Consider the following 19386-nt stretch of genomic DNA (forward strand, 5'->3'; position numbering starts at 1 on the left):
GATTTCAAACTCGGGCACGGCGTGTTCTCTCATGCTTGCCAGCGGCGCGCGTCGGCGCGATGGTGCGCACCATGAAGCGACCGCCCCGCACGTCAACGCCTAACCGGCACCTCATCGCCCGTCGCACCGGTGATCCGCGCGACCAGGCGGAGGCGGCGGAGTGGATGAAAGAGCATCGCGGTCGCGCGGCCATCAAGCCGCCGCCCACGGCGGGCCGCGCCGTCAACGCGCTGATCAAACCGCTGGCGAAGCAATTTTCCGGCCCAACCCGGCATGAGCTTGACGCGCAATGGAGCGAGATCGTCGGTCCGCAACTGGCCCAGTTCACCCGGCCAGAGAAATATCAGGGCGGCGCCCTGGTGATCCGCGCCCGCGGTCCGGCGGCCGCGCTGGTGGAGGCGCAATCGGCGCAAATTCTGGCGCGAGTGGCGACCTATTCGGGCAACAAGCCGCAAAAGCTCAAGATCATTCAGGGTCCGCTCAATCCTGAACCGAAAAAGCCCAAAGCCCGACATGACCGCATTGTGAAGGTCAAAGCTGAGTCAAAACGGGCGCTGACCCTTGAAGAAACGCTGGAAAACTGGCGCAAAGAGATTGAACGCCGTGAAGGCGTGCGCTTGCCGCCTACATCGTCTAGCGACTGACGCGAACTGGAGACGCCTGTGCTTTCATACACCCGCCGCAGCCTGACTGCGCTCGCCGCCGCCCTGATCCTGTCTGGCGGCGCTCTGGGCCAGAACGCCACCTCCCTCACCGAGGCTCAGGTCGGGCAGGTGCGAGACACCGATCGCGTGATGGGCGAAGCCGACGCCCCCGTCACCTTCATCGAGTACGGCTCGGTGGCTTGCAGCCATTGCGCGCATTTTCAGGAAACCGGCTTCCCCGCCGTAAGCGAGGCGGTCGAGGCCGGCGATGTCCGCTTTGTCTTTCGTGAAGTGATCACCGGCCAGCCCAATATCGCGATGGCGGGCTTCGCGCTGGCCCATTGCGCCCCGGACGAGCAGTATTTCGACGTGATCGACGCCCTGTTCGTCAATATGCGGTCCATCTTCGCCGCCCTGCAGCAGGGAACGGCTCAGACCCGCTATGAAGAGATCGCCGCCGAATTCGGCTTCAGCGCCGAGGATGTCACCGCGTGTTTCTCCAGTGAGGAGGCGATCGCGGCGGTGCAGGCCTCAAATCGCATCGCTGCGGAAGACGGCATCCGCTCAACCCCGTATTTCATCGTCAATGGCGACCGGCTGCTCGCAGAGCCTGGCGAAGACGGACGGGTCTATACGGTCAACGGCGCCCCGCTGACCGATGCCGAGGGCGAAATTCCCGCCGATCACCAGCCTGACACCATGAGACGCATCATCGCCCTGTATAAGGGCGGCTGAGACCGCTAACCTGCCGCAAACGCAGACCCCGGCGCCCGTGGGCCCGGCCAGATACACCGATTGGAGTTGAACCCGTGACGACTTTCACCCGCCGCGCCCTCACCCTTGCCGCCGCCACTGTCGGCGCCGTGATGCTGACCGCCTGTTCGGGCGGCGACGCGCCTGATGGACGCTCCGCCTATGAACGCGCGGGCGACCGCGCCGAGGGCCGGGTCGATGCGCCGGTCACGATTATCGAATACGCCTCAACCTCTTGCGGCGGCTGCGGCGCCTTCTTCAATCAGGGCAAGCCCGCCATTGACGACGGGGTTGAGCGCGGAGACGTGCGCTTTGTCTTCCGCGAAATGCTGACCGGTCAGCCCAATCTGGCGCGCGCCGGCTTCATGCTGGCCCGTTGCGCCCCCGAAGACCAGTATCTCGATGTGATCGATCTGTTGTTTGAACAGCAACGCGCCCTGTTCAGCGCCATGCAGCAAGGCAATGCGCAAGGCCAGTTCCAGACCATCGCGCGCACCGCCGGCTTCACGGACGAGGAATTCCGCGCCTGCATGACCAATCAGGACATTCTGGAAGCGGTGGAAGACGCCAATACGCAAGCCGTGCGCGACGGCATCACCTCCACGCCTTCATTCATCATCAACGGCCAGGCGCTTGAGATCCGGAGCGGCTCGGACGGCCAGGTCTACGCCGCGGATGGCGAAGTGCTGGTGGACGATGAAGGCGAAATCCCCGCTCAGATTGACCGAGACACCTGGGACCGAATCATCGCCCTATTCAAAGCGCGTGCGGAGGGCTAGCCTTCCCGCGCAGACCTTTTGCAGGCGATCTCCCCTCAGATCGCCTGCGAAGGGTTTGAGCCGAAAACGCTTTCGGCAGGGATGGCGGCGACTGACAGACCGGAAAACCGGCGTTCAGCGCCAGTGGAGGTCTGAGGTTGAAGTTCACCCAGCTGCGCCTGGCCGGCTTCAAATCGTTTGTTGACCCGACCGAGCTGCGGATCGACGCCGGGCTGACCGGCATTATCGGTCCCAATGGCTGCGGTAAATCCAACCTGCTTGAAGCCCTGCGATGGGTGATGGGCGCCACCTCCGCCAAATCCCTGCGCGGCGGCGGCATGGAAGACGTGATCTTTTCCGGCACCGACAGCCGGCCGGCCCGCAATCACGCCGAAGTCACCCTGGTCGTCGACAATTCCGACCGACGCGCCCCCGCCCGCTTCAATGATCATGACATGCTGGAAGTCGTCCGCCGCATCACGCGCGGGAAGGGCTCTGGCTATACGATCAATGACGAGGATGTTCGCGCCAAGGATGTCCAGCTTCTGTTCGCCGACGCCGGCACGGGCGCGAACTCGCCCGCCCTTGTGCGTCAGGGCCAGATCAGCGAGCTGATCAACGCCAAACCGGAAAACCGACGCCGCGTGCTCGAAGAAGCCGCTGGCGTTGCAGGGTTGCGGGCGCGTCGCCGCGAAGCGCAACTCAAGCTCAACGCCGCCGAAACCAATCTCGATCGGCTGCTTGAGATCGTCGAGGATCTCGACAGCCGCCACACTGCGCTCCAGCGTCAGGCCAAGCAGGCGGGCCGCTATCGCGACCTGTCCCAGACCATCCGCAATTTTGAAGCGCTCTTGTGGATGCGGCGCTGGAAAGAGGCGGGCGAAGCGGTCGAAACCGCGCGGGCGAAGCTCAAGGAAACCGAGGCCGAGGCCGAGCTGGCCTTGCGCGCGTCTGCGGGCGCCATGATCGAAGCGGAAAAAGCGCTGAGCGCTGTCCAGCCCCTGCGCGAGGCCGAGGCCGAAGCCGCCGCGGCGCTGCGTCATACCGAACGTGCGCGTGACCAGCTGGACCGCGATATCGAGGCCGCCCGCGCCGCCATCGAGCGCAATCAGGCGCGCCTTGTTGAACTGAGACAAACCCAGAGCCGCGAAACCGAACTTCTGGATGAAGCGCGCACCGCCCGCGAACGCCTGCACGGCCAGCTCAAACAGGCGCGTGATCAGGCGGCCCATGACGCAGACGCCCAGAGCCGCGCCGAAGCCGTGCTGGATGATGCGGACAAGGACCGTGGCAAGGCGGAACACGCGCTCGACGCCGCCGCCAGCGCCGTCGCCCAGATCAAGGCCAAGCGCGACGGCGCTCAGCGGGAGTTGGACCAGGCCGAGCGACAGGTTCGCACGCTGGAAGCGGAAGCGGATAACGCCAAGGCGACGCTTGACCGGTTTGATGACGTGGTCGGCCCCGATCTTGACGGGCTTCAGGGCGCCGTGGATGACGCGATCCGCAACGCTGAAGCGCTCGCCGGCCAGCTCACCGAGCTCGAATCGCAGGCGGATGCGGCGCGCGAAAGCGCCCAGACCGCTCGCGAAGACGTGCAGCTGGCCCAGGCCGATGCGCGGGCGCTTGAGCGCGAAATCGCCGGACTTGAGCGCCTTCTGGACACATCAGACGCTGAAGACCGGGCGCTCGATCAGGTGCGCGCAACGGCTGGGTATGAACAAGCGCTCGCAGCCGCGCTCGGCGACGATCTGGAGGCGGGCCTGAGCGCCAGCGCCGCCCGCCGCTGGCAAGGCGCGGATATCGACACGCCCGCCCTGCCCGAGGGCGCATCGCCCTTGCTGGATCATGTTGAGGCCCCGGCCGCGCTGCAGGCGCGCCTGAAAGCGGTGGGCGTGGTTGAAGCCGAAGCGCTGGATGCGCTGGCGGCCCGGCTCTTGCCCGGCCAGCGGCTGGTGACGCTGGACGGCGCCCTGCGCCGCTGGGACGGCTTCGCCAGCGAGGCGGGCGCGCCCTCCGCGGCGGCTGTCCGTCTGGAAACCCGCAATCGGCTCTCTGAACTGACGCCCCAGCTTGAGACCGCGCGCCGGGGCGCTGAACGCTCTCAGACCGCCGCCGAAGAGGCGCAACAGGCCCGCCTGAACGCGGATGCGGCGTTGAACCAGGCGCGCACCACCCTCAAACAGGCTGAAAACCAGCGCCGCGACGCCGAGCAGGCCCTGTCCGCCGCCCGCGCCCAGGCGGCGCGCGCCGAGGCGCGGCGCGCCGGCCTGGTGGAGTCGGTCGGGCGCGCGCAAAGCCGGCTTGAAACCGCCCGCAAGCTTCATCTCGCGGCCCAACAGGCCCAGGCCGAGATTGCGCAAGATGATGACGGCCAGGACGCGCTGACCGCCGCCCGTGCGCGCGCCGATCGCGCCCGCGGCAAAGCCGCCGACGCCCGCGCGGCGCTTGAATCGGTGAAACGCGAAGCCCAGGGGCGCCGTCACCGCATCGCCTCGCTGGAACGCGAAGCCGCCGACTGGGACCGCCGCCATACCCGGTCGTCCGATCAGGTCGAGGCGCTGAAAACCCAGATCGCCGACACTGAAGCGGCGCTTGAAGCCGCCTCCACCCAGCCTGAAACGCTGGAAGGCCAGCGCGACGCCATTCTGGATGCGCTGACCGAAGCCGAATCAAAAGCCGGAACCGCGCGCGAGGCGGTTCTGAACGCCGAATCACTGCAGCGCGAAGCCGACGCCGCTTTACGGGAAGCAGAAAAGATCAGCGCCACCGCCCGTGAAGCGCGCGCCGCCGCGGCCGCTCGTCTGACGGCTGCGGAAGAACGGCTGACCGAAACCGTAGAGCGCCTTGAAGACGCCACCGGCGAAGAGCCCGGCGTGCTGGAGCGCCGCGCGGCGGGCAGCGAGTTTTCAGAGCTGTCGTCCGATGAGCTGGAGCGCCGTCTGGACGACGCCCGATTGACGCGCGAGCGCCTGGGCGCGGTCAATCTGCGCGCGGATGAAGAAGCGCGCGAGCTGGATGCTGAACGCACCCGTCTCTCCAAGGAGCGCGACGATTTGCTGGAAGCGGTCGCGCGCCTGCGCAAGGCGGTCGACACCCTGTCGCGTGAAGGCCGGGCGCGGTTGCTGGACGCCTTTGAAGTGGTCGACGGTCATTTCCGCACCCTGTTTGAAACCCTGTTCGGCGGCGGCGCTGCGGAGCTGCGCCTGACCGAGAATGACGATCCGCTGGAAGCCGGGCTTGAGATCTTCGCCTGCCCGCCGGGCAAGAAGATGGAGACGATGAGCCTGATGAGCGGCGGCGAGCAGGCGCTGACCGCCACGGCGCTGATCTTCGCGGTCTTCCTGGTGAGCCCCGCGCCGGTCTGCGTGCTCGACGAGGTGGACGCGCCGCTCGACGACGCCAATGTGGACCGCTATTGCGCCATGCTCGAACAGATGCGGACCATGACCGAAACGCGCTTTCTGGTCATCACGCACAACCCGGTGACCATGAGCCGGATGAACCGTCTGTTCGGCGTCACCATGGGTGAAAGGGGCGTCTCGCAGCTCGTCTCGGTCAATCTGAGCTCGGCTGAAGAGATGCTGGCTGCGGAATAATAGTGAAGCCCCTTAAAAATCAGCGCGTTAACTTGTCCGCAACCTTGCTTGACAGGGTCTGGGACCGCTTATAGGGTGCGCGCGCCTACCGGGACTACCTCCTGGTAGCCGTCTGTCATCATGGCTCATCGAGACGAACTGAACCAGAACGCACCCGATCCCAACGACTTCGAGCGGCGTTTGAACGCCAAGCTTGAGGCGCGTCGGGTGAAGGAAGCTGAGACCAAAGCCTCGGGCTGGGGTCAGGGCGTTCGCTACGGAACGGAGTTCGCTGGAGGGGTTCTCGTGGGGGCTGGTCTGGGTTATTTGACCGACCAGTTCTTCAACTGGACCCCATGGGGCCTGCTGACGGGTGTATTATTGGGTTTCGCAGCGGGCACTTTAAATGTAGTTCGCGCTGCGCAGAGCATGAACCAGAGCGACGACGCCTCATCCTGAGGCATCCGGCGCACGGGTTTGAAGTTAGAAACGCGGCGTGCGCGCCGTAGCACAAGGGGCCGGGTGTGGCTGACGCGACGAACCCGATCAAACAGTTCGAGATCCATTCAATCGCCGATTTTTCCATCGGCGGCTGGAATCTCTCATTCACGAACTCCAGCTACTTCATGGTTGTGTCCGTGGTGATGGTGGCCGGGCTTTTGTCCCTGGCCATGTCCAAGCGCGCGCTGGTGCCGGGCCGGTCCCAATCGGTCGCCGAGCTCCTTTATGAATTCGTCGCCGGCATGATCCGCTCCACCGCGGGCGACGCCGGTCTGAAATTCTTCCCCTTCGTGTTCACCCTGTTCGCCTTCATCCTGATGGGCAACATGCTGGGCATGCTGCCGTATTTCCCGGCTCCGGGTTTCCACGGCTTCACCTTCACCTCCCACATCATCGTCACCTTTGCGTTGGCGCTTGTGGTGATGGCGATCGTGATCGGCTATGGCGTCTACAAGCACGGCCTGAAATTCTTCTCGCTGTTCTTCCCGTCCGGCGTGCCGTGGCCGCTTTACATTCTTCTGACCCCGATCGAGATCATCTCGTTCCTGTCACGTCCGGTGACGCTCGGGGTTCGTCTGTTCGCCAACATGCTGGCGGGACACATTCTTCTGAAAGTGTTCGCCGGCTTTATCATCATGCTGGGATCTGTGGGTGCGCTGGGCATTCTTGGCGCTGTCGCTCCGCTGATCATGGTCGTGGCGTTGACCGCGTTGGAATTCCTGGTGGCGTTCCTCCAGGCCTACGTGTTCGCCGTTCTGACCTGCATCTACCTTTCGGACGCATTGCACCCTGGTCACTAGGGCGTTCGACAAGACCTTACCTATCCATCCGCACCGACCACCTACGAGGAGTATCAACATGGAAGCGGAAGCCGCGAAATACATTGGCGCTGGCCTGGCCACCTTCGGCATGCTGGGCGCCGCTCTGGGCGTGGGCAACATCTTCTCCAGCTTCCTGGCTGGCGCCCTGCGCAACCCGTCCGCCGCGCAAGGCCAGTTCGGTAACCTGATCTTTGGCTTCGCCGTGACTGAAGCGCTGGGCATCTTCTCGCTGCTCATCGCGCTGCTGCTGTTGTTCGTGGTCTAAGACCACCGACCAAGCAGTCCTCGTTCCGGCCGGAAGGCGCACGATCCGTCGTTGCGTCATTCCGGCTTGGAGCGTTTTACAGGCTACGAGCTTACGGTAAGCTCGGGCTAGTTTAGCCTTTGCGCAAGGGAGGCCGCCGTGCTGGCGCCGGAGTCCCATTCAGAATACGCCGAAGGCGCCGGACACGCAGCGGAAGCCGCGTTCCCGCCCTTCGACCCGACCTATTTCGCATCGCAGCTGTTCTGGCTGGCGATCAGCTTTTTCGTCCTGTACGTCCTGCTGAGCCGCTTTGTCCTGCCTCGTATCGGCGGGGCTATTGAAGAACGCCGCGATCGCATCGCTGACGATCTCGACACCGCCGCGCAACTGAAAGCGCAGGCTGACGAGACCGTTCGCGCCTACGAGAAATCCCTGGCGGACGCCCGCGCCAAGGCGCATTCGGTGGCTGCAGAGGCGAAAGCCTCAGCGGACGCTGAAGTGGCTGACGCCATCCGCAAGGCGGACGCCGAGCTGGACGCCAAGCTGGACGAATCAGAGACCCGCATTCGCGCCTCTCGCGACGCGGCCCTTGGTGAAGTGCGCTCCATTGCGGCCGGCGCCGCCCTGGTCGCCGTCGAGCACCTGGCCGGCCTTGAGGTGTCTGATGATGACGCCGCCAAAGCCGTCGCAGCGGTGAAGGAGTAAGTCATGAACTACCTCCTGTCTGACACCAGCTTCTGGGCCTTTGTCGGCCTGATCCTGTTTTTCGTCGTGATCATCTTTGTGGGCGCGCCGAAAATGATCGGCAAGGCGCTCGACGATCGCGCCGACCTGATCCGCAAGGAACTCGATGAAGCCCGCCGCCTGCGCGAAGAAGCGCAGGAGCTGATGGCCACTTATGAGCGCAAGCAGACTGAAGCTGCGGCTGAAGCTGAAGCGATCATCAAGCAGGCCAAGGCGGAAGCTGAATATCTGCGCGAGAACGCCAAGAGCGAAATCGCCCAGCGCGTCGAGCGTCGCACCGCCATGGCGGAACAGCGCATTGCTCAGGCCGAGGCCCAGGCCGCCAAGGAAGTCAAAGCCCTGGCCGCCGATCTGGCGATCGAGGCCGCGCAACACCTCTTGTCCAAGAAGCTGAGCAAGACCCAGCGCAACGCCCTTCTGAAAGCCGACACCTCGGCCCTGAAGGACCAGCTGAACTAAGTCCGGCTGACAGACTGAATTGAAAAAGCCCGCGACACGCTCGCGGGCTTTTTTGTGTCTGATGATCAGCTAGGATCACGACATGTCCCAGCTGTCCTGCGCGATCCTTCAACTCAAAACCGGTTTTGACCTTGAAGCCACGGTCAAGCGCCTCAGGGGTATGATGGAGTGCCTGCCCGAAGGCAGTCTCGCCGTCGCACCCGAGGGGACGTTGTCGGGCTATGTCAACGCACCGAGCTTGATCGAGCTCCTGAACTCTGAAGCGACGCAATGCGCCTTAGAGAACACTCAACGCATTGTAGATCGCACAGGCGTCTCGCTGGTCGTAGGCGCTTGCGTGCAAGTCGACGGTCACTGGCGTAATCGCAGTTTTCTCCTACAAGCCGGAAAACCTGCCCAGCATTATGACAAAGTCAATCTGGCGGTCAGCGAGCAAGAAACCTTTACGCCCGGACAGTCCTTGCCTGTCTTTAGCGTGCAGACAGAGACTGGGGACATTCTGCTGGGAATCCAAATGTGCCGGGAAGTCCGCTATCCTGAGCAATGGCGTGTTCTCGCCCTGAAAGGTGCTCAGATCATCGCCTATCCCAACAACGCCGTTGATAGTGCGTCCGGCGACGCCGTCTGGCGGGCACACCTGATGAGCCGGGCGGCGGAGACCCAACGCTTCGTACTTGGCGCCAATGCGGCTTCCAATACGCAACTCTGCCCCTCAGCGATCCTCTCGCCCAAAGGGGATGTAATTGCGCACATGCCGCCTGATGAAACAGGCCTGGCCACCGCCTCGATCAATCTCGACGAAGTTTCAAACTGGGTGATCAATCAGGCCCGAACCGACCTCGTCCAGATCCGGCTTCGCACCGGGCCCTCGGCCTAGTCCGGGCAGTCCACTCGCTCATGGAGCAGGTCTAAGGACAGCGCAAACATCTCGCCCTGGCTTTCATCCACATTGGTCAGCATGGCGACGCCGGCGTCCAGACCCGGCACATAGAGCGATGTGATATTCGTCGCGCCGTTTGAGCCGGACTGGGCCGACGCAGTCCAAACCGCACCGCATAACTCCACCTCCCGATACCGGCCGCCATAGGCGTAATTCTGCTGTAGGACCTGCACTGTGCGAAACTCCCTGAGGGCTTCGTCAGACAGAACCTCTCCCGCCTCCAGCGCCTGTTCCAGCGCGATCAGATCGCGAGCGGTGGTGTAGCTGCCCTTGAAAAATCGTGGCGTCCAGTAATCACCCTGCCCGGCGGGGTCGCTGGGATCAAAACCGATGGCGACATCGCTAACTTCCGGATTGGCCTCGTTGAGGTCATGAACATATCCGCCGGACTGGCTCATGCCGGCCCGGTCAAAGACATAGCTTTGACGCACTTGCGGATAGGGCATGCCGGTGACCTGCTCGAGCAGATGCTGCACCAACAGCCAGTTTGACAGCGCATAATCAAATTGCGCGCCCGGTTCGAACGCCAGATCCCCGCTGGCGTAGTCCGCCACCGCCTCAGCCACGCTTTGAGCGTCCACGGCGTCCTGCTCGCCATTTGCGATCCGTCCCATCGCGATGCGCAGATCATTGGGCAGTCCGGACGTATTGCTCAGGATCGTACGCAAGGTCAGTCGGGCGCCGGTGTCGCGGCGGTATGCAGGCAAATAGCTGCTGATGGGCTCATCAAGGCTCAGCACGCCTTCATCCAGCAGAGCGAAGACCGCGATGGAGGCGAAGTATTTCTCGACCGAACCCGTCTGAAATCGGGTGTCTGTCGTCAGAGGTCGCTCTGTCGCGGGGTCGGCCAGCCCCCAGCTCCAGGCCTGTCCCTCTCCATCGCCCGTCTCGATACGAATAACGCCATTGAAAACTGTCTCCTCCACCCAGCTCTGGACAAGGTCCGGCGTCTGAGATGAAGGGAGCACGGCCATGCCGAGGACGAGGGGGATGAGGACAGTCATTACGGGCTCCACTGGGATTCTGAACGAGACGATACAAGACCCAGTCTAAACCCAACCCTTACAGAACGCCGCCGCCGCTCACCGGTCCAGAGGCGCCGTTGACCGAATACTCAGCCTTGAACCTGGCTTCGTTCAAAGCCCAGCGCCTCATAAAATGCAATCGCGCCCAAGTTTCCCGGCACGACCTTGAGGCTGATCTCATCTAGCCCCCTCGCCGCCAAGCGCTCGCCAATCTCGGCCACCAGGGCCGCGCCAACGCCTTGTGTGCGCCAGGCGTCATCGACAGCCAGATCCTTGATGAACCCTGTGGACCACGCCTGTATGACGCCCACGAGCGTTTCAGAGCGCCTGTCGAGCGCGAGCAGGCATAACTCAGGATCAAACTCTGCGTCGCTCTGGATCGACTGGCGCCATTCTTCAGCCTCCAGACGCTCGCCCTCTCCGCCGCGATAGGCGTGATTGAGCAAGGCCCGAGCAGCGCCGGTTTCCGTATCAAAATCGAGAGGCCGTATGACGAAGTCAGGCCCGGCCTTCAAAGAGAGTGGAAAATCGTCAAGCGACCTCACCAGCCGCAAGCCGGCAAAGCCCATAGGTCCTAGTCCTTATGGAACCGGTCGAAGATGTGTTTGACCCGTTCCCAGACACCCGGATGACGTTTCAGCCAGTCGGTGATGAAGGTGTGGGCGCGTTTGGACGTCATCGCCAGCAGGATCAGGCCAATGATCGCTAGCGGCAGACCAAGCGGAATAGGCAGGAAAAACAGCGGGATGGAGATCGCCAGCAGGAAGATCGCCAAGGCCACGGCAATCGCTCGCAACACCACCAGCAAGACGCTGGTCACGCCGTTGACGCCGTTGCGCGCCCAACCGTTCGGGGTGTCGTTCATCGCCACCTTGGGTTTTACCTTGTCGTTTTCCACGCTCGATCCATACCTCGTACGCTAATGTCGAGGCGGCCGCCATCCGGTTCAACCCGTACCGGATGGCGACTCTCACATTCTTGCAGCTGGAAATGTCGATTTCAGGGCAGTGTGGCGCAATGCCCTCATATCGACATAGGTCTTATTCCGCCGCTTGCGCGTCCGAAGCGGGCGGCGTCCACCGCAGGACCGGCTGGCGGGCGGCCCGGGTCTCGTCCAGACGCTTGGTCGGGGCGAACCGCGGCGCGGCGGTGAAACGCTCGGTTTCCCCCGCCTTGGCGGCCCCGGCCAGAGCTTCCAGCGTGTCGCAGAACCGGTCCACGCTCGCCTTGGATTCAGACTCGGTCGGCTCGATCAGCATGGCGCCATGCACGACCAGCGGGAAATACATGGTCATGGGGTGATACCCCTCATCGATCATGGCTTTCGCAAAGTCGAGCGTGGTGACGCCGGTGTCCTTCAGGAAGCGATCGTCAAACAACGCTTCGTGCATGCACAGACCATCAAAGGACGGCGTCATGACGCTTTTGAGGCGCGCCAACACGTAGTTGGCGTTCAGCACCGCATCCTCGCTGGCCATTTTCAGGCCATCGGCTCCATGGCTGAGCATATAGCTCATGGCGCGGGTGAACATGCCCATCTGGCCGTGGAAGGCGACCATGCGGCCGAACGGGTCTGCACCCTGGGCCTTGGCGTTCGCCTCGTCCTCGACCATGCGCCAGCTGTCGCCATCCTTGATGACGAAGGGTAGCGGCGCGAATTTGGACAAGGCGTCAGACAGCACGGTCGGGCCGGAGCCGGGACCGCCGCCGCCATGGGGCGTGGAATAGGTCTTGTGCAGGTTGAAGTGCATGGCGTCGACGCCCAGATCGCCCGGGCGCACCCGGCCGGAAATGGCGTTGAAGTTCGCGCCGTCGCAATAGAAATAGCCGCCCGCCTCATGCATCAGGTCGGCGATCTCGCGGATGTCGCGCTCAAACAGGCCGCAGGTGTTGGGGTTGGTCAGCATGATCGCCGCCACATCGTCCCCAAGCTTGGCCTTGAACGCCTCCATGTCCACACGGCCATCAGGGCCGGCGGGGATCTCATCGCAATGGAAACCGCACTGGACCGCAGTGGCCGGGTTGGTGCCGTGCGCGCTTTCAGGCACCAGCACGCGCCGGCGGTGGCTTTCGCCGCGGGCGTCGAGCGCCGCGCGGATCGCCATCATGCCGCACAGCTCGCCATGGGCGCCCGCTTTCGGGCTCATCGCGACGGTGGGCATGTTGGTCAGCGTCATCAGCCAATGGGCCAGTTCGCCGATCAGCTCGAACGCGCCCTGCACAGTGGATTGCGGCTGCAGCGGGTGAATGTCGGAGAAGCCCGGCAGGCGCGCCAGCTTCTCGTTCAAACGGGGATTGTGCTTCATCGTGCATGAGCCGAGCGGGTAGAGCCCGATATCAATGGCGTAATTCTTCCGGCTCAGGCGCACATAATGGCGCATGGCTTCAGGCTCGGACAGGCCCGGCAGACCGAGATCGCCCTCGCGCTCCAGCGCGCCCAGACGTGACGGCTTGCCCTTGGGGGCCTCGAAATCGACGCCGGTCTTGTCATAGGTCTGCCGCTCAAAGATCAGCGGTTCCGCCTGATCAAGCCCTTTGGAGCCCGAGAACGTGTCCTCGTAGGCGCCGGGATCGGGAGTATGCAGCGGACGGGACGGACGGCCTTGAGTATTCATCGCCATGATTACAGCACCTCTTTCAGAGCCGCTTCGAATGCGTCGAGATCGCTTTCGGTGTTGGTTTCAGTGGCCGCGACGATCAGCAGATCATCATAGCCCTCGCCCGGATACAGCCGGCTGGCGGGAACCCCGCCCAGCACGCCTTTGTCCGCCAGCGCTTCCACCACGTCAGCCGCCTTCTTGGGCAGGCGCAGGGTGAACTCGTTGAAGAAGGCGTCGGTGACCAGCTCGACGCCGGAAATCGCGCTCAGACGGTCCGCCAGCTCGCAGGCTTTCTCATGGCTCAGCTGGGCCATGGTGCGAAGCCCGGTATCGCCCAGAAGCGACATGTGGATCGTCCAGGCGAGCGTCATCAGGCCGGAATTGGTGCAGATGTTGGAGGTCGCCTTGTCGCGGCGGATATGCTGTTCGCGGGTGGACAGCGTCAGCACATAGCCCCGGCGTCCGTCCGCATCTACGGTCTCCCCCGCCAGACGGCCGGGCAGGTTGCGGATGAAATTGCGATCGCCGCGGCAGGCGAACAGACCCACATGCGGGCCGCCGAACTGCAGGCCGACGCCGATGGACTGGCCTTCGCCGACGACGATGTCCGCGCCCATTGCGCCGGGCGTTTTCATCAGGCCCAGCGAGACAGCCTCGGTGAACACCGCGATCAGCAGCGCGCCTTTCTCGTGGGCGGCCTTGGCGATGGGCTCAAGATCATGGACCTGGCCGAACACGTCGGGGTTCTGCACCACGACGCACGCCACATCATCAGGGATATCGGCGGCGATATCGTCCAGCCCGCCGGGCTTCGCCGCATCGTCGCGTATGTCGATATCCATGTATTTGGCGAGCGTATGGGTCGCCGCCGCATAGTGAGGATGCAGATTGCCGCTGAGGATCGCCTTGGAGCGCTTGGTGATCCGGCACGCCATCAGCACAGCCTCGCCGCAAGCGGTCGAGCCGTCATACATGGAGGCGTTCGCCACTTCCATGCCGGTCAGGAGCGCGACCTGGGTCTGAAACTCAAACAGGGTCTGCAGCGTGCCCTGGCTGATTTCAGGCTGATAGGGCGTGTAGCTGGTGAGGTATTCCGAGCGCTGGATCAAATGATCCACGCTGGCGGGAATGTGGTGCTTGTATGCGCCCGCCCCGACGAAGAAAGGCGCTTCAGACGCGGCGATGTTCTTGCGCGACATCTTTGTCAGAAGGCGCTCGACCTCCATCTCGCTCTTGTGGAGCGGCAGGTCCACCGGCCCGTCCAGGCGCACCTTTTCGGGCACGTCCTCAAACAAGGCGTCGACAGAATCCACTCCGATCGTCTCGAGCATTGTCGCCCGGTCTTCATCGGTCAGGGGCAGGTATCGCATGGCGTTAGCCTCTATTCAGGGTCTTCATCCGAGCGGCCAGGGCGGCCGCGCCCGGCTCCTGACGCGCTTCAAGTGCGTTCAGTACGCCGCCAAAATCCGCCTCAGCCTTGTTCTGACTGAGTTTCTCCGTGCCTTCGAAACGCGTCACATCCAGTGTCAGCCCGATGATCGCCGCTTCCAGCCGGTCCAAATACGCCGCATCCGCGTCGCCCATGGACCAAGGTTGCGCCTCGCCCGCCTCGAACACCGCCGTCTGGCGCTCCAGAATGGCGCGGGTCTGAGAGGGAGACGTCAGGCTCAACACCCCCTCCGCCTCCACGGCGATATAGTTCCAAGTCGGCACCGCCCGGCCATCAATGGCCTTGGACGGGTACGCATTTGCAGAAACATAGGCGTCAGGTCCGCAAAACACAGCCTGACCGGGTACGGCTTCAGTCCGCCCTGAGAGCACCTGCGCCAGGACATTGGACCGGGCGATATGTCCCTCAAAGGCGACCAGCTCATCTGCCGGCCCGAAAACCGGGATCAATGGCAGCTGTGCTGTCCGAAGGCGTCCGCCGTCCCAGACCGTCAAAACCGCGAAGGGATAGGCGCGAACATAGTCCAGCGCCCGGTCCTGCGTTGCGATGTTGAAAGCCTGAGCCGGATGCATCCGCCGTCCTTACTTGATGTGTTCGGCGTAAGCCGCGTCATCCATCATGGCATCGAGCTGGGTCTTGTCAGACAGCTTGATCTTCACGAACCAGCCTTCGCCGTCCGGCGCCTCATTGACCTTGGCGGGCTCGCCTTCCAGCAGCTCGTTGACGGCGATGACCTCGCCCGACACCGGCGCATAGACTTCAGACGCGGCTTTCACGCTTTCCACCACGGCCAGCTCATCGCCCGCCGAGACGGTCTTGCCGACTTCAGGCAATTCAACGAACACCACATCGCCCAGCTGTTCGGCGGCGTAGGCGGTGATGCCCACGACGCCTTCTTCGCCGTCAACACGGATCCATTCATGGTCTTTGGTAAATCGGGTGCTCATCAGACGTCTCCTCCAGAGCGAAATCGTGCGGGATCAACCGCGATAAAAACGATGCGGCGCGAAGGGCGTTTTCACCACTTCAGCCGGGCGCGCCTTGCCGCGCACCATCAAATCAAGCTGCGTGCCGGGCGCCGACAAATCGGTGCGCACAAAGCCCATGGCGATGGGCGCGCCGACGGTCGGACCAAATCCGCCCGAGGTGACGACGCCGACAATCTCGCCATTGACGGCGATCTCGGTGCCTTCACGCGCCGGGGCGCGGTCTTTCAACGCCAGACCCACACGCTTTTTGGCGGGCTTGTCGGCGATATCCTTGAGAATGCGCGCGGCGCCAGGGAAATCGGCGCGCTCGCGGCGCGATTTGGCCACCGCCCAGATCAGACCGGCCTCGATGGGCGAGGTCGTCTCGTCCATGTCATGGCCGTACAGGCACAGACCGGCTTCCAGACGCAGGGAGTCCCGCGCGCCCAGACCGATGGGCTTCACCCGCTCATCGCTCAGAAGCTTGCGGGCGAAATCGCTGGCGTGTTCATTGGCGACGGAGATTTCAAACCCGTCCTCGCCGGTATAGCCCGAGCGCGAAATCATCAGGCGCAGGCCGTCGATTTCAAACCAGCCCGCCTGCATGAACACCATCTTCGCAGCCTCAGGGCAGATATCCGCCATCACGGCGCCCGCCTGCGGGCCCTGCAGCGCCAGCAGCGCGCGGCCGTCCAGCTCGACCAGCTCGGCGACGCCCTTCGTTGCTTCGATGATGTAGTCAAAATCAGAGCGCTTGCAGGCGGCGTTCACCACCAGGAACAGCCCTTCATCATCAGGGCGGGAGACCATCAGGTCGTCCTTGACCCCGCCTTCAGGGTTCAGGAGCAGCGTGTATTTCTGTTCGCCCTGCGGCAGCGCAGCAAGATCGGCTGTGATCAGCGTCTCAAACGCGCTTTCATCGCCGATCAGACGCGCCTGGCCCATATGGGAGACGTCAAACAGGCCTGCGGCTTCACGCGTGTGATTATGCTCGGCCATGACGCCGTCATACTGGACGGGCATCTCATAGCCGGCGAACGGCACCATTTTGGCGCCCAGTTCAACGTGAAGATCATAAAGCGGCGTGCGGTTGAGCGTGTCGGTCATGTCTGGCCTCAAGCATGCGGGTTGCGTGCGTCGCGCGGCTCATGCCGGCTCCGAATCGCCCCCGCTGTCTTGAAGACCTGAGAGATTCCCGCGTCGCGCCTTCACATACGGGCGCGCGCATTGCTCCTTCGGTGGGGCGTCTGAACGTCAGCGCCCGCTTTCCAGCGTTAGGTCTTAGGCTTGCGGTCCGTTAGCCTGAGCGTTTCCGGGGCGGTTGCGCCTTCGGCGCCGGCGTCTTCGGCCGGTCTCTCCCGCAAGTGACCTCATGTATCCCCGCTGCAGCGCGCCTCCCGGCGGGTCTGCACCGACGCGCAAACCTAGCGTTTGACGGATTTGAGTCAATCGCGATTGGGCGCTGCAGCAAAGTGAAACGCCGCTACATCCGCTCGGGCACGTCAATCCCGATCAGGCCCAGTACGATCTCGAGCTGTTTGAGCGTGGTCCCGGCCAGAGTCAGGCGCGACGCGCGAATGGCCTCGTCCTTTTCCGGCAGGATCGGACAGGCGGCGTAAAAGCCCGAAAACGCTTGCGCCAGCCCATAGGCGTGCTCGCACAGAACGTTCGGCGCCCGGTCGCGCTCAGCACGGTTGAGCGCGCTGTCAAACGCATCCAGACGGCGGATCAACGCCGCCTCGGCCTTGTCCGAAATCGTCACGGCGCCAGGCTCGATCCCCTGCTCGCCGGCTTTCTTGAGCAAGGATTTGATGCGCACGGCCTGATACTGAAGATACGGCCCGGTCTTGCCTTCAAAGCTGACAAAACGATCAAGATCAAAGATGTAGTTGGTGGTGCGCACATTCTGCAGATCAGAGAACTTGATCGCGGCGTTGCCCACGGCGCGCGCCACAGTCTCAAACTCGTCTTCGGTCAGCTGCGCGCCCAGCCCCGCCTCGTTCAGACGCGCCCGCGCCCGCTCACGCGCTTCACTGATCAGATCGGCCAGACGGAAGGTGCCGCCGGCGCGCGTGCGCAGACGCTTGCCGTCGGTCCCGTTCACCGTGCCGAACTTCACGTGCTCCAGCGCGCCTTCTTCCGCGAGACCAGCCTTGTAGGCGGCGCGGAAAACCTGCTCGAAATGGTCAGACTGGCCCAGATCGACCACATAAAGCGTCAGTTCGGGATTTTGCTGCTGTTTGCGATCCAGAATGGTCGCGAGATCGGTGGTCGCATAAAGCGCCGAGCCCTGACTTGAGACCAGGATCAGCGGCGCCAGCTCTTTCTTGTCGTCCTCACGTGCGACGCGCACGATCCAGGCGCCGTCGCTCTCCTCGGCCACGCCGCGCGCCTTGAAGTCCTCGACCAGCCCCGGGATCAGATCATTGACGTCGCTTTCGCCCTTCCAGAGGTCGAAATGCACGCCCAGCGCGCCGAAATCATCTTTCAACGCCGCAATCGACACATTGATGAAATGGCGCAGCAGCGCGCGATAGCCCGGACGTCCGGCTTGCAATTCGGCCGTCGCCTTGCGCGAGCGGGCATTGCGTTCGGGATCGTCCTTGGCCTTGGCGGAGGCTTGCGGATAGAGCCGCGCCAGATCGTCGATCGTCACCGGCGGCTCGTCAGGATACGGGCCGCTGAAATCAGCGTCGTAATAGATCAGGTCCGGCTGCTCGTCCTGCAGTTCGGTGACCAGATGACCCATCTGCAGGCCCCAATCCCCGAGGTGGATGTCGGAGGTGACGTCATGACCGCGAAAGCGCATCAGGCGCTGCAGGCTGTCGCCGATCACCGACGAGCGCAAATGGCCCACATGCATGGGCTTGGCCACATTGGGACCGCCGAAATCAATCATCACCCGCTTGGGGGCTGCGCTCTGACGACCGCCCACGCGCGCATCGTCCGCCAGTCCATTGGCGCGGATCGCATAAACAGGGCTCGCCGGCGTGATGTTGAGAAAACCGGGTCCGGCGATCTCGATCTCCAGCTCCGGGTGCTGGGCGTTGAGCTCCGCCTTCACGTCTTCAGCGACCGCGCGCGGCGCTTTCTTGGCCTGCTTGGCCGCCGCCATGGCGCCATTGCACTGATAGGGCGCAAGATCGGGGCGGTCGGATTCAAACACCGTTCCCAGATCGGCGGAAAGGCCAACGGCCTCGAACGCAGCGCCGACGGCGCTGGTCAGTTGTTCGACAATCGAAGTCATGACGTCCTGAATGTTTTAATCGTCTTGTCCGGCCCGGACACGGAAGCGCAGGCCGCCGCGATTGAAGTCGAGCTGTTCATCGGTCAGCTCAAACCCCACCAGAATTTCGAAGTTCGAGCCAGACGTGGTCGGCGAGACGCGCGGGATGGCTATGGAGTTGAACTCCTCGATCACTTCCACCCGGTCTTCGCCCGGCTCGAACGTGACGGTGATCGGATAAACCTGACGGTCGATCACCACGCGGTCGGTCCGCGTGACGGCGACGAACATCTCATAGGTCTTGGTCATGCCCTGCGCCGCAGGTCCGCGTCCAAAGCCCAGGCGCACCGCCATTTCCATCTCGATGGGATCGGCGTTGCGGTCGGTGTAGCGGCAATTGCTGGCGACATTGAGAACTTCGCCTGTGAACCCCACATTCTCGTACACAGGGTTTTCGCCATTGATCTCCACCAGTCGGTGGGCGTCATACAGCGCCAGCGCGTTCGGGCAGGGCCCCGGATTGGGATCCGGCTCCGCGATGGTGTCCCGCAGGGTGGAGCACCCGGACAGGACCAGAGCAGCGACGGACAGGCTCAGAACGGACAGGCGCATGAATAACCTCAAGGCGTTCGGATGGCGAACCATCTCAGAGGACGGCATGCCCCCCTTCGCGGGGCG

20 protein-coding genes and 1 riboswitch are annotated in these 19386 nt (G+C 63.4%); of the genes, 10 read left to right on the plus strand and 10 right to left on the minus strand.

Annotated elements, in window-relative coordinates; all coding sequences use genetic code 11:
* Positions 1 to 71 precede the first annotated feature (71 nt).
* The 10 genes from ACTIGF_RS14215 to ACTIGF_RS14260 all read left to right on the plus strand — a co-directional run bounded on the left by ACTIGF_RS14215 (position 72) and on the right by ACTIGF_RS14260 (position 9376).
* Positions 72 to 644 carry a DciA family protein gene (locus ACTIGF_RS14215; RefSeq protein ID WP_439637498.1) on the plus strand — a complete coding sequence of 191 codons (573 nt, stop codon included), beginning with the start codon at positions 72 to 74 and terminating at the stop codon, positions 642 to 644.
* Positions 645 to 662: 18 nt separating this feature from the next.
* Positions 663 to 1379, plus strand: a complete 717-nt coding sequence (locus tag ACTIGF_RS14220) for a thioredoxin domain-containing protein (RefSeq protein WP_439637499.1) — start codon at positions 663 to 665, stop codon at positions 1377 to 1379.
* 74 nt (positions 1380 to 1453) lie between these two features.
* Complete coding sequence (locus tag ACTIGF_RS14225; RefSeq protein ID WP_439637500.1) at positions 1454 to 2176, plus strand: thioredoxin domain-containing protein; 723 nt, start codon at positions 1454 to 1456, stop codon at positions 2174 to 2176.
* Between the two features lie 137 nt (positions 2177 to 2313).
* Positions 2314 to 5751 (plus strand): chromosome segregation protein SMC, encoded by a 3438-nt coding sequence (gene smc / locus ACTIGF_RS14230; protein ID WP_439637501.1) that lies wholly within the window; start codon positions 2314 to 2316, stop codon positions 5749 to 5751.
* A 120-nt stretch (positions 5752 to 5871) separates the two neighbouring features.
* Positions 5872 to 6189, plus strand: a complete 318-nt coding sequence (locus tag ACTIGF_RS14235; protein ID WP_022701678.1) for an AtpZ/AtpI family protein — start codon at positions 5872 to 5874, stop codon at positions 6187 to 6189.
* A 65-nt stretch (positions 6190 to 6254) separates the two neighbouring features.
* Positions 6255 to 7031 carry a F0F1 ATP synthase subunit A gene (locus ACTIGF_RS14240; protein ID WP_022701677.1) on the plus strand — a complete coding sequence of 259 codons (777 nt, stop codon included), beginning with the start codon at positions 6255 to 6257 and terminating at the stop codon, positions 7029 to 7031.
* Between the two features lie 58 nt (positions 7032 to 7089).
* The gene (locus ACTIGF_RS14245; RefSeq protein ID WP_009803216.1) at positions 7090 to 7317 is read left to right on the plus strand and encodes a F0F1 ATP synthase subunit C; all 228 of its coding nucleotides are present in this window, start codon (positions 7090 to 7092) and stop codon (positions 7315 to 7317) included.
* Positions 7318 to 7455: 138 nt separating this feature from the next.
* Positions 7456 to 8001, plus strand: coding sequence for a F0F1 ATP synthase subunit B family protein (locus ACTIGF_RS14250; protein ID WP_439637502.1), 546 nt, complete (start codon positions 7456 to 7458; stop codon positions 7999 to 8001).
* A 3-nt stretch (positions 8002 to 8004) separates the two neighbouring features.
* A complete protein-coding gene (locus ACTIGF_RS14255; RefSeq protein WP_375549686.1) occupies positions 8005 to 8499 on the plus strand; it encodes a F0F1 ATP synthase subunit B family protein in 495 nt (164 codons plus the stop codon).
* A gap of 82 nt (positions 8500 to 8581) precedes the next feature.
* Complete coding sequence (locus ACTIGF_RS14260) at positions 8582 to 9376, plus strand: carbon-nitrogen hydrolase family protein (protein ID WP_439637503.1); 795 nt, start codon at positions 8582 to 8584, stop codon at positions 9374 to 9376.
* Here ACTIGF_RS14260 and ACTIGF_RS14265 read toward each other — a convergent pair.
* From ACTIGF_RS14265 to ACTIGF_RS14310, 10 genes are all read right to left on the minus strand, one after another.
* Complete coding sequence (locus ACTIGF_RS14265; RefSeq protein WP_439637504.1) at positions 9373 to 10443, minus strand: serine hydrolase domain-containing protein; 1071 nt, start codon at positions 10441 to 10443, stop codon at positions 9373 to 9375. The two genes, ACTIGF_RS14260 and ACTIGF_RS14265, sit on opposite strands and share 4 nt — an antisense overlap.
* Positions 10444 to 10553: 110 nt before the next feature.
* A complete protein-coding gene (locus tag ACTIGF_RS14270) occupies positions 10554 to 11033 on the minus strand; it encodes a GNAT family N-acetyltransferase (RefSeq protein WP_439637505.1) in 480 nt (159 codons plus the stop codon).
* 5 nt (positions 11034 to 11038) lie between these two features.
* Entirely contained in the window at positions 11039 to 11362 is a 324-nt protein-coding gene (locus tag ACTIGF_RS14275) for a hypothetical protein (protein WP_375549689.1), read from the minus strand.
* Between the two features lie 142 nt (positions 11363 to 11504).
* Positions 11505 to 13085: an aminomethyl-transferring glycine dehydrogenase subunit GcvPB gene (gene gcvPB, locus ACTIGF_RS14280; RefSeq protein WP_439637506.1), complete on the minus strand. Its 1581-nt coding sequence runs from the start codon at positions 13083 to 13085 to the stop codon at positions 11505 to 11507.
* Positions 13086 to 13087: 2 nt separating this feature from the next.
* Entirely contained in the window at positions 13088 to 14434 is a 1347-nt protein-coding gene (gcvPA, locus tag ACTIGF_RS14285; RefSeq protein ID WP_439637507.1) for an aminomethyl-transferring glycine dehydrogenase subunit GcvPA, read from the minus strand.
* A gap of 4 nt (positions 14435 to 14438) precedes the next feature.
* Positions 14439 to 15086: an FMN-binding negative transcriptional regulator gene (locus tag ACTIGF_RS14290; RefSeq protein ID WP_439637508.1), complete on the minus strand. Its 648-nt coding sequence runs from the start codon at positions 15084 to 15086 to the stop codon at positions 14439 to 14441.
* Between the two features lie 9 nt (positions 15087 to 15095).
* A complete protein-coding gene (gene gcvH, locus ACTIGF_RS14295) occupies positions 15096 to 15461 on the minus strand; it encodes a glycine cleavage system protein GcvH (RefSeq protein WP_439637509.1) in 366 nt (121 codons plus the stop codon).
* A gap of 33 nt (positions 15462 to 15494) precedes the next feature.
* Complete coding sequence (gene gcvT / locus ACTIGF_RS14300) at positions 15495 to 16589, minus strand: glycine cleavage system aminomethyltransferase GcvT (protein WP_439637510.1); 1095 nt, start codon at positions 16587 to 16589, stop codon at positions 15495 to 15497.
* 173 nt (positions 16590 to 16762) lie between these two features.
* A riboswitch (glycine riboswitch) is annotated at positions 16763 to 16853 on the minus strand.
* A 112-nt stretch (positions 16854 to 16965) separates the two neighbouring features.
* Positions 16966 to 18729: an arginine--tRNA ligase gene (argS, locus tag ACTIGF_RS14305; RefSeq protein ID WP_439637511.1), complete on the minus strand. Its 1764-nt coding sequence runs from the start codon at positions 18727 to 18729 to the stop codon at positions 16966 to 16968.
* 15 nt (positions 18730 to 18744) lie between these two features.
* Positions 18745 to 19368 (minus strand): hypothetical protein, encoded by a 624-nt coding sequence (locus ACTIGF_RS14310; protein ID WP_439637512.1) that lies wholly within the window; start codon positions 19366 to 19368, stop codon positions 18745 to 18747.
* Between the last annotated feature and the right edge of the window lie 18 nt (positions 19369 to 19386).

Origin of the sequence: Oceanicaulis sp. (assembly GCF_051859625.1) — a bacterium.
Classification (GTDB): domain Bacteria; phylum Pseudomonadota; class Alphaproteobacteria; order Caulobacterales; family Maricaulaceae; genus Oceanicaulis.

Excerpts from the sequence above, each read along its gene's own strand:
- ACTIGF_RS14215 (WP_439637498.1), top strand. The coding sequence starts at position 72 with ATGAAGCGACCGCCCCGCACGTCAACGCCTAACCGGCACCTCATCGCC.
- ACTIGF_RS14235 (WP_022701678.1), top strand. The coding sequence starts at position 5,872 with ATGGCTCATCGAGACGAACTGAACCAGAACGCACCCGATCCCAACGAC.
- ACTIGF_RS14245 (WP_009803216.1), top strand. The coding sequence starts at position 7,090 with ATGGAAGCGGAAGCCGCGAAATACATTGGCGCTGGCCTGGCCACCTTC.
- ACTIGF_RS14255 (WP_375549686.1), top strand. The coding sequence starts at position 8,005 with ATGAACTACCTCCTGTCTGACACCAGCTTCTGGGCCTTTGTCGGCCTG.
- ACTIGF_RS14260 (WP_439637503.1), top strand. The coding sequence starts at position 8,582 with ATGTCCCAGCTGTCCTGCGCGATCCTTCAACTCAAAACCGGTTTTGAC.
- ACTIGF_RS14265 (WP_439637504.1), bottom strand. The coding sequence starts at position 10,443 with ATGACTGTCCTCATCCCCCTCGTCCTCGGCATGGCCGTGCTCCCTTCA.
- ACTIGF_RS14270 (WP_439637505.1), bottom strand. The coding sequence starts at position 11,033 with ATGGGCTTTGCCGGCTTGCGGCTGGTGAGGTCGCTTGACGATTTTCCA.
- gcvPB (WP_439637506.1), bottom strand. The coding sequence starts at position 13,085 with ATGGCGATGAATACTCAAGGCCGTCCGTCCCGTCCGCTGCATACTCCC.
- gcvPA (WP_439637507.1), bottom strand. The coding sequence starts at position 14,434 with ATGCGATACCTGCCCCTGACCGATGAAGACCGGGCGACAATGCTCGAG.
- ACTIGF_RS14290 (WP_439637508.1), bottom strand. The coding sequence starts at position 15,086 with ATGCATCCGGCTCAGGCTTTCAACATCGCAACGCAGGACCGGGCGCTG.
- gcvH (WP_439637509.1), bottom strand. The coding sequence starts at position 15,461 with ATGAGCACCCGATTTACCAAAGACCATGAATGGATCCGTGTTGACGGC.
- gcvT (WP_439637510.1), bottom strand. The coding sequence starts at position 16,589 with ATGACCGACACGCTCAACCGCACGCCGCTTTATGATCTTCACGTTGAA.
- argS (WP_439637511.1), bottom strand. The coding sequence starts at position 18,729 with ATGACTTCGATTGTCGAACAACTGACCAGCGCCGTCGGCGCTGCGTTC.
- ACTIGF_RS14310 (WP_439637512.1), bottom strand. The coding sequence starts at position 19,368 with ATGCCGTCCTCTGAGATGGTTCGCCATCCGAACGCCTTGAGGTTATTC.